The 9,678-nt window shown below is 45.7% G+C and carries 4 protein-coding genes; 3 read left to right on the forward strand and 1 reads right to left on the reverse strand.

Annotated elements, in window-relative coordinates; translation table 11 throughout:
- Positions 1–451: 451 nt before the first annotated feature.
- Positions 452–1,633, forward strand: a complete 1,182-nt coding sequence (locus Q0668_RS09565; RefSeq protein ID WP_298863439.1) for a fasciclin domain-containing protein — start codon at positions 452–454, stop codon at positions 1,631–1,633.
- Between the two features lie 96 nt (positions 1,634–1,729).
- On the opposite strand, the gene Q0668_RS09570 is transcribed toward Q0668_RS09565, so the two are convergent.
- Positions 1,730–2,350, reverse strand: coding sequence for a GntR family transcriptional regulator (locus Q0668_RS09570; protein WP_298863441.1), 621 nt, complete (start codon positions 2,348–2,350; stop codon positions 1,730–1,732).
- A 383-nt stretch (positions 2,351–2,733) separates the two neighbouring features.
- Here Q0668_RS09570 and Q0668_RS09575 point away from each other — a divergent pair, with 383 nt between their 5' ends.
- Positions 2,734–7,923, forward strand: a complete 5,190-nt coding sequence (locus tag Q0668_RS09575) for a PVC-type heme-binding CxxCH protein (RefSeq protein ID WP_298863443.1) — start codon at positions 2,734–2,736, stop codon at positions 7,921–7,923.
- A 500-nt stretch (positions 7,924–8,423) separates the two neighbouring features.
- Positions 8,424–9,678: serine/threonine-protein kinase (locus Q0668_RS09580; protein WP_298863446.1), on the forward strand; the 1,255-nt coding region annotated here is incomplete at its 3' end.

The following is a 9,678-nucleotide window of genomic DNA, read 5'->3' on the forward strand; positions in this document are numbered from 1 at the left end:
TGCGAGAAGTGATCCCGAGATGAGGCATGGAATTCGGCATCCCCGTTTTGGCAAAAGGCAAACAATGATCCTACCCTTATGCGCATGAGTATGACGAAAAACTCAAAGTCGTATATTCCATCGGCAAGGAAGATTGTGTCATATCTGTTCTTCCCTTCAAATCTCTGTAGATCAATCTCTGACCTTCCTTGAGACGGACAGAAATCACTTCATGGCACTGCTAAGTGTGAAGACCATGCGGGTCAGTTTCAGTCTATGATTCGTGCATTGATTTCCCATCTAGCTCTTTGCTAAATAATTATTGGCGATTTTTTTTGAAAGATCTGGTGGTCAAAAAAGTTCGTCGTTCTATGGTAATGATAGTAAAGGGACTGTGGTGGCCACTCATGTTTCAGCTCAATCAAACAGATAATCGAGTCAATTACCTCAAAGTATTCAAGGATTCAGATTGATGAAACGCTTTTCAAAAAACTCAGCCGCGTTGTTAACCTTATTGGCATTCATGGTTTCGTCCACTCTTACTCAGGCTGCCGACAAGAAAGACATTGTAGATACTGCTGTCTCAGCCGGTTCCTTCAAGACTCTGGCCGCTGCTTTAGGAGCGGCTGATCTCGTTGGAGCATTGAAGGGGGAAGGGCCATTTACTGTCCTGGCTCCCACGGATGCCGCATTTGAAAAATTACCTGCGGGTACAGTTGAATCACTGCTCAAACCAGAGAATAAAGATAAGTTGATTGCCATTCTGACTTATCATGTCATACCTGGCAAAGTCGCTTCGAAAAATGTAGTCAAATTAAAGGGTGCGAAAACGTTAAACGGTCAGCGTGTTAACATTCAAGCAAAAGACGGTAAAGTGAATGTAGATGGGGCGATTATCGAGGCTGTCGACATCAATTGTTCGAATGGAATCATTCATGTGATCGACAGTGTGATTCTGCCCAGCGATAAAAATATTGTGGTTACCGCTTCAGAAGCAGAAACATTTAAAACATTGATTGCAGCAGCAAAGGCAGCTGGACTTGCGGGAGCTCTCACAAGTAAAGGTCCGCTCACAGTTTTTGCTCCTACCGATGACGCTTTTGCCAAACTTCCTAAAGGCACAGTTGAATCTTTGCTGAAACCAGAAAATAAAGAGAAGCTTGCAGCGATCCTAAAGTATCATGTAGTACCAGGACGCGTTTATTCAGAGGATGCACTTGCAGCGGGGAAGGCTAAAACTTTACAAGGGGGAAGTATTCGAATAAAAGTTCAAGATGGTGTCGCTAAAGTCAATAAAGCTAAATTATTGGCAACTGATATCGATGCCTCAAATGGTGTCATTCACGTGATAGACACGGTCATTATGCCATCGGACGATAAGAAATTTAGTGCAACTGATGCACGTCATAAAATTAAGCAAGCCGTCGCTAACGGGGTTCAGCTCTACAATTCAGGGCATCATAGTGCTTGTGCTAAAGTTTACATGAAGACCATGAATGAAATGTTGGATTACGGCGACCAGATGCCCAAGTCGGTTCGTAATCGGCTTGAGCACGCTATGACAAACGCAAAGCATGAGTCTTGTCCTACGCAACAGGCATGGACCTTACGTCATGCTTTGGATCATGCGTACTCGAGCATGTCGAATCTCTAACTGTTTTAGTTTGTCCGGTTCCAAACCCCTGCGGTCATAGAGAAGTTCTATGGCGGAGGGGTTTGTTTATTTCGATTGGATGCTTCCCAGCAGGCGTTAATCCATATTCGAAACGAGTGCTTGAATTGAAGGTTCGAGTTTTCCTGAACGAAACATGGCCACGATAGCAACGTGTTCATAATAAACTTTCATCGGATCACGGGGTTTCTGGAATCCTTCAAGAAAATGGCGTCGTAGCCGGGAAACCAGTGTGATCCAGATCGACATCAGCCCCTGTTCCGGTGATTTTGAAATAATGGACTGATGGAACTTGATGTCTAATTCCGCAAGGGATGCATAGTCTTTCGTTTCACAAGCGATTTTCATTTCGCTTAAAATAAATTCCCATTCCTCAAAATCCGATTCACTCAGGTCGGCAAAGATTGATTTCAACGCAAATGATTCCACCGTCTGCCGTAGCGGAATGATGAGTTCCTGCATGGAATCGGATGAGGAAGGGGCTACACGCATTCCACAATTCGGCTTCGATTCGACCATGCCTTCATGAGCAAGTTGTTTTAAAGCCTCGCGAATCGGTGCACGACTCACCTGGAATCGCTCTGCTAAACTGACTTCACGTAAAGGCATGCCTTCAGCAATGCGTCCCGTAATGATTTCCATGCGAAGCTGATCAACGATTTGCTGTCGTTGATCCGGGGCAAACTCAGTTTGACTCATAAAAAGTTCACTTTTTTCTGTGGTGGTTTTCTGATGAGGCGAACACATTGACAATCTGTGAAGTGGTCTGATTGTAAACAATTTAGCTGAAGGTTTCCAGCAGGATTTTTCCGACAAGACGGTTTTAATTAAATGTATATTAGAATAAAGCTTTTGTTGTAGTGTTGTTCTGCGTTTTTATTGGTTGGGCTCATATGGATGAGGATGCTCCGTGTGATGGGGATATCGCATAATTGTCTACAATATGTGTGAAGGTTTGGTTGACACTCTTGAGGGCTTTAGCCAGACTTAAGGTAGATAGAGTCGGAAGAAGCTTCGCTTTCAGCTTAACATGACTCCATAAAAAAAATTGCCTGGATTTCAATGGCCGTGGAGATTTGATAATGATTTATTCGTTTGTGTTATCAGCCGCAAAAAACTCAATTGTTCGTTGTGGTTTGGTGAGTGGTCTTCTGCCATTGATTTTTCTTGTTTTGTTATCACCGTTGGTTGCTGCCGAAAAAAATCTGAAATCAGGTAATCGGCTAGTCTATTTAGATCAGGATGATCCTTATTATGTCTCACAAAATTTCCCCAAGTTGGTAACACCTCAATGGGTTGGAGATACGCAAGTCAAAGCGGTTTGCGTATTTGCCATTGATGACATGCGAGACATTAAAAAATACGAAGCGTATTTGCGTCCGATCCTGGAACGACTCAAAGATATCGATGGTCGGGCCGGGTCAAGCATTATGACCTGTCGTGTCGATCCCAATGATCCGCATTTACAAAAATGGATCAAAGAAGGAGTCAGCATTGAAGTTCACACATATGATCATCCTTGTCCTTTATTAAAGGATCGAGACTTTGCAAAAGCCAAGGGGACCGTTGATCGATGTGTGGACTTACTCAGCCAGATTCCTAACAGCCAGCCTGTCGCCTATCGCATGCCTTGTTGCGATTCGCTTAACACGGTAAGCCCGCGATTTTTTACCGAGATTTTCAATCAACGGTCTCCACAAGGAAATTATCTGCAAATTGATACGTCCGTGTTTCACGTTTTCACTACCAATGATCCGGAAGTACCCAAAAAGTATGTACTTGACGCGGATGGGCAAGGAAAAATCGAAAAGTATGTACCAACCGATCGTGGCTTTGTGAATACAATATTTGACTACCCATATCCCTATCCAATCTCACGGCTCTGCTGGGAGTTTTCCTGTGTGACGCCCAGCGACTGGTCTGCACAGCATCGCCAAAAACCGATGAATCCACTCACGGTTCAAGACTGGACTGCCGTACTTGATGCGACTGTGGTGAAGGAGGGAACATTCAATCTGGTCTATCATCCTCATGGTTGGATCAGCAATGGGCAAATTATCAAATTAATTGATCATGCCGTCGAGAAACATGGTCCTGCAGTGCAATTTCTTTCTTTTCAGGATGTTCTTCAACGGATGAATCAGCATCTCCTGGCCGGTCAGCCGTTAAGAAATGAGCGCGGTGCCGATAACGGAGTGCGACTCCTGGATTTGAACAACGATGGGTTTATGGATGTCGTCATTGGAAATGAAAACGTTCAGAAAACGAGAATCTGGAATCCGAAACAACAATCGTGGAACGAAACGAGCTTTCCGACACGTCTGGTTTCCAAACCCGGATCTGATGGAGTTCAAGCGATACGCAGCCGTTTTGGTTTACTGAACGATCAGGTCATTTTGTTGACGATGACGTCCGATGAATCGTCGGCCTTTCGATTTGATGGCAAGACCTGGATCGAAGACAAAACGCTCCTGGCCGGTCTTCCCACAGATCAGGCAGCGATCTTGACACTCAAGAAAGGCATTGATCAAGGAGTGCGATTCCGTGATTTGAACAATGATGGTTCATGCGAGTTAATTGTTTCCAATCCTTCGCAGCAGGCCATTTATGCCTGGTCCGAAGCAGACGCATGCTGGAAACGTCTACCCTGGTCGCTTCCACAGAATGCGACCATTGTAGATCTCCAGGGACGCGATGCGGGTCTGCGGTTCGTCGATGTCAATGAAGATGGTTTGGATGATGCCCTCTTTTCAAATGAGAGTCACTATTCACTGCATCTCTTTGCCTCGTTGGATAAGGGTTGGAAAAAAATATTCCAAAAACAGCGTCAGGACGGCGATGACATGCCGATGATTTCGCGAAACGGCACTAACAACGGCGCGTGGTTTCATTCGAAACATCTGTGGGTCCAGAATGAAGATACCGATAAATTAAAAAATCTGGTTGATGGTAAATCGTTCGATGAATTACTCGAAGCACAAGGTCCTCAACCCAAGTCTCCCAATGCCGCTCTGAAAACGATCAAAGTCAACCCCGGTTTTCATGTAGAGCTTGTTGCAGCAGAGCCGCTGGTAAAAGATCCAGTCGCCTTTGATTGGGGCCCGGATGGAAAACTGTGGGTGGCGGAGATGGCCGACTATCCATTGGGCGTTGATGAGAAAGGGGAGTTTGCGGGCCGCGTGCGTTTTTTGGAAGATACGAATGGTGATGGGACCTATGATAAATCAACCCTGTTTTTAGAGAAACTGGGTTACCCTACCGGAGTGATGGCCTGGAAAAAAGGAGTCATTGTGACTACCGCGCCCGAAGTTTTTTATGCAGAAGATACGAACGGCGATGGCAAGGCGGATAAACAGGAATCGCTCTTTACAGGATTTGGAGAAGGCAATCAACAACATCGAGTCAATGGCTTGCGCTGGGGACTTGATAACTGGGTATATCTGGCGAATGGAGATTCCGGCGGAGAACTGGTGTCTGTCAAATCAAAACAGAAGCTAAAATTTGGACGTCGCGATCTACGCATCAGACCTGATACTGGTTTAATGGATCCTCAATCGGGTCAAACCCAGTTTGGTCGGGAACGAGACGACTGGGGGAACTGGTTCGGCAGTAATAATAGTGACCCCGGTTTTCATTATGCGCTGGCTGACCATTATCTGCGCAGAAATAAAGATCTCATTACACCGAATGCGAAAGTTCAAGTTTCGATACGACCCGGTGCTTCGACGATTTTTCCAGTCAGTCGTACACAAAAGAGATTTAATGATTTCAATAAAGTAAACCGTATTACGTCTGCCTGTGGGCTGTGCTTTTATCGCGATCATTTACTGGGACAGGAGTTTGTGGGGAATTCCTTTATTTGTGAACCGGTGCATAATCTAGTACATCGAGAAATTGTTTCTCCCAAGGGAACGACATTTACCAGCCGTCGCGCAGAGGGCGAGCAAAACTCCGAGTTCATGGCTTCAGCAGATAACTGGTTCCGCCCGACGATGGCACGCACGGGCCCCGATGGTGGCTTATGGGTAGCAGACATGTATCGCCATGTGATTGAACACCCCCAGTGGATTCCGAAAGCCATGCAGGAAAAACTCGATCTACGTGCGGGGAAAGAGCAGGGCAGGATCTATCGAGTCGTGCGTGACAAGACTCCGCTCCGCCCGATTCCAAAGCTCAATCAGCTTACCCACACAGAACTGGTTCAAATTCTGGAAAGTCCGAATGGCACCTTACGGGACATGGCACATCAACTCCTGGTCACAAGAAAAGATACAGCCGTCGTTCCAGAATTAACGAAAATGGTCCAACAGGGAAAATCTGCCACAGCACGCCTGCATGCTTTGTGTGTTTTGGATGGCTTGGGTCAGGTTTCGAGTGAAACGGCATTGGTTTCTTTGAAAGATAAACATCCCGGAGTACGCCGACATGCGATTCGTATCAGTGAATCAATCGTGAATGAGTCCCCTGAAATCGGGCAGAAGTTATTGTCATTTGTCAGTGATCAAGACCCTCAAGTTCAAATCCAATTAGCGTATTCGCTTGGTGAGTGGAACAATCCACAAGCGGGCGTGGCTTTGGCTCGGATGGCGTTGCAAAACGATAGCGATCACTTTCTCCGCACAGCCATATTGAGTTCTGTAGGAAATAATCTGGATGCGTTTACCACAGCACTCTTTCAAGAATTGAATGGCAAACAGCCTCCCGAACAAATCTTTAATTCATTGGTTGCAATGGCTATCTCTGCGAAACGCCAGAATGCGTTAGCGCAAATTTATGAAGTCGTAGGGAAAGGGGCAAAGGAAGAATCAGTCGAGGCATGGAAGTTTCGGGCCGTCTCCACTTTACTCAATTCGTTAGGACGTCGAAATCAGACACTTCCCCAATATTATCAAAAATCAAATCAGCGATTACGATCAGCCTTGGATCAACTAAAGCCGTTATTTCATCAGGCGCGAGCGTTAGCCAACGCTGAGACTGCTTCAGTTGAAAATCGAAAAATGGCCATGCTCCTGTTAGGTCGTGGATTTGATCAACAGGATCAAGATATCGAACTTCTGGCTGAGATGCTCTCGCCGCGAAATTCACGCCAACTCCAAAGTGCGGCTGTGAAAGCACTGACTCAGTTTGGAAATCAGCGAACGCCTCAGATGTTGCTGGAACGCTGGAAAAGTTTTGGGCCTGAATTACGTGCAGAAGTTTTGAAAGCGTTGCTAAGCCGTTCTGCATGGGTGAAAATGGTTCTAAATGGGATCGAACAAAAAACGATCCTGGCTTCCGAAATTGATGTCTCCAGTAGACAGGTCTTGCTCAATCACAAAGATAAACTGCTACGCAAGCAAGCAGAAAAATTACTGGCATCCTCAATCAACACCAATCGTGCAAAAGTGATCGAAAAATATTCTTCCGTATCTACAATCAAAGGCAACGTTGAAGCGGGACACAAAATATTCATCAAACGATGTTCGATTTGTCATCAACTGAATCAAGAAGGTAAACCGATTGGTCCAGATCTGTCTGCTTTGACAGATAAATCAACGACGGCATTATTAACGGCAATTCTCGATCCGAACCGGGCGATCGAAAGTAAATACCTCAGCTATCTTGCTGTGACTGTGAATGGCCTGACCTATAATGGATTGCTCGCTACCGAGAGCGGGGAGAGTATCACACTCATTCAAAACGATGGTAAGCCTGTTACTTTACTTCGCAATGAGCTTGAAGAACTACAGAGTACCGGCAAGTCGTTGATGCCCGAGGGCCTGGAAAAAGATATGCCCCCTCAAGATTTTGCTGACATCATTGCCTACTTGAATACGGCCAAACTACCGCGTAAAACATTTGCCGGCAATCAACCTGCCATTGTCCAGCCGGAAGCCCTTCGAGGGGATTATTTTCTGATTCCTCAAATTGCCGAGATTTATGGTGCGTCACTTAAATTTGAAAATAAGTACAAGAATCTAGGGTACTGGCAAAGTGAAAACGATCGTGCAGCATGGACACTTAACGTCCCGAAGGGGGGTAAATATGATGTTTATCTGGAATTCGCCTGTCCCCCGGGGACGGCGGGTAATCACCTGTTGTTGGAAGTGGAAGGCCAGCGACTCTCCTGGACGGTTCCCAGTACGGGGAGTTGGGACGTTTATCAAAGTCGAAAAATTGGAACCATCGAATTACCTTCTGGGAAAGCGCAATTGGCAATCCGCAGTGATGGAAAAATCCGAAATGCCCTGTTTGATTTGAAAACGGTGAGATTACGCGTTTCCAATCAATAACCGATTCTGTGGGGTCATGGAGAGAGCCTGCGCTGGGAGATCGGCTTCAGCTGAATTCATTTTGATCCCCGTTTCAATGCTGAGACTGATTTCACGACCGCACCAGGGCATGCACTTCGGTTTAACGGGATTATTCTGAATTTAACTTCTCCGCACGGGTTGCCATCGACGTGGCAAAGCGAAAGTAGATTTCGAATTTTTCATTAAAAAACAAGTGTTAACGCCAACATTTTCTCGTTAACAGGTGTAATGAAGCCTGGGGCCAACTGCAGAATCAATTTCCAATCGTTTTTTTCAGGAATAATCGATCGAGTTGAAAAGAAATCGATTGCCTAAATTATTTTATGACCGATGATTCTGTATAGTGATTCCTGTATATGTGGTCTATGTCAAGTCTCCCTATTAAATGGTTGTGAATCCAATTTGCTGAAGAGGCAATGCCTGCCCGTTTTAGCTTACTGATGCAATCGAATAGACAGTCGTTCTGAGGAAACAATCCCGTGTCAGACAAAGGTTCTGAAAATCAAAGAGGAGAGGAAGAAACGGTCGACGAATTTCCTCCGATTGACGTCAACGAGATTGATAAAACGGTGATCGGGGTCGATAGTGCCACTGGTGAATCTGATGCGCAGTCTTCGGGTCCCTCTGCAGAAAAAACGGCAGCCTGGATTGGCCGCGTATTAGGGAAATACCAGATCACAGGACTGCTTGGTCAGGGAGGTATGGGCGTTGTCTATCAGGCGCATGACTCCACCATTGAACGCGATGTTGCGGTGAAATTGTTACCTGCAGAATTGGCTTCCGACAAAAGTGTGTTGGATCGTTTTCTGGCTGAAGCGAAGGCCGCGGGTCGGTTAGCTCATCCGCATGTCGTTTCGATTCACGAGATTGGTCAGCATGACGAAATTTATTTTATCGTAATGGAATTAATGCCCGGGGGAAGTGCAGACGATCATCTTGAGAAAATCGGTTCCTATTCTCCTCGGGAAGCGACACAGGTCATTGCCGATGCTTGTGAAGGGTTGGGGGTAGCACATTCTTCGGGACTCATTCACCGGGATATCAAACCTGCGAATTTATTGCAGTCGAAACATGGTACAATCAAAGTGGCAGACTTTGGTTTGGCTAAAGGGGTGATTAAGCAGTCACAGCAACTGACTCAAGACGGGCAGCTACTTGGGACACCTTACTTTATGAGCCCTGAGCAGTGTGCATCAAAGCCCGTTGATAACCGCAGTGATATTTATTCTATGGGGGGGACGTACTACACACTGCTTACCGGGGAACATCCTTATGATAGTGCGGGTAGCATCGTGCAAATTATGTATGCACACTGCCATTCAGAGGTACTCGACCCCCGCGATATCAATTCCGAGATTCCAGAGCAGTGTGCTGAAATCATTAAAAAGGCGATGGCAAAAAATCCTGATGATCGGTATCAGACTGCCGAGGAAATGCTGATCGATTTAAAAGCCATAATCGCCGAATCCCCAAAAGATCATGCTAATAGTCGTCTCTCCGAAGATCACAATCGTAACCATAAACAACGTTCCGCAAATCAACGCTGGCGAGTATTTCCCGTGATTTTACTCCTGTTGGCTGGAGTTTCCTTCTTTATATGGAATCAAAAAAGACAGCATGGTTCTGCAGAAAAGCTTCCACAACATGTTCAGGCTCAGGAACTGGCGCAAGGGATTACCTCTGACAAAATTATCTTAGGTACGACAACTGCTTTGTCAGGGTCCAATAAAGAAT

The sequence above is a fragment of the uncultured Gimesia sp. genome (assembly GCF_937910335.1).
Taxonomy (GTDB): domain Bacteria; phylum Planctomycetota; class Planctomycetia; order Planctomycetales; family Planctomycetaceae; genus Gimesia.

Bases quoted from the DNA above. Each gene is read 5' to 3' on its own strand.
- Q0668_RS09565 (WP_298863439.1), top strand. From the start codon at position 452: ATGAAACGCTTTTCAAAAAACTCAGCCGCGTTGTTAACCTTATTGGCA.
- Q0668_RS09570 (WP_298863441.1), bottom strand. From the start codon at position 2,350: ATGAGTCAAACTGAGTTTGCCCCGGATCAACGACAGCAAATCGTTGAT.
- Q0668_RS09575 (WP_298863443.1), top strand. From the start codon at position 2,734: ATGATTTATTCGTTTGTGTTATCAGCCGCAAAAAACTCAATTGTTCGT.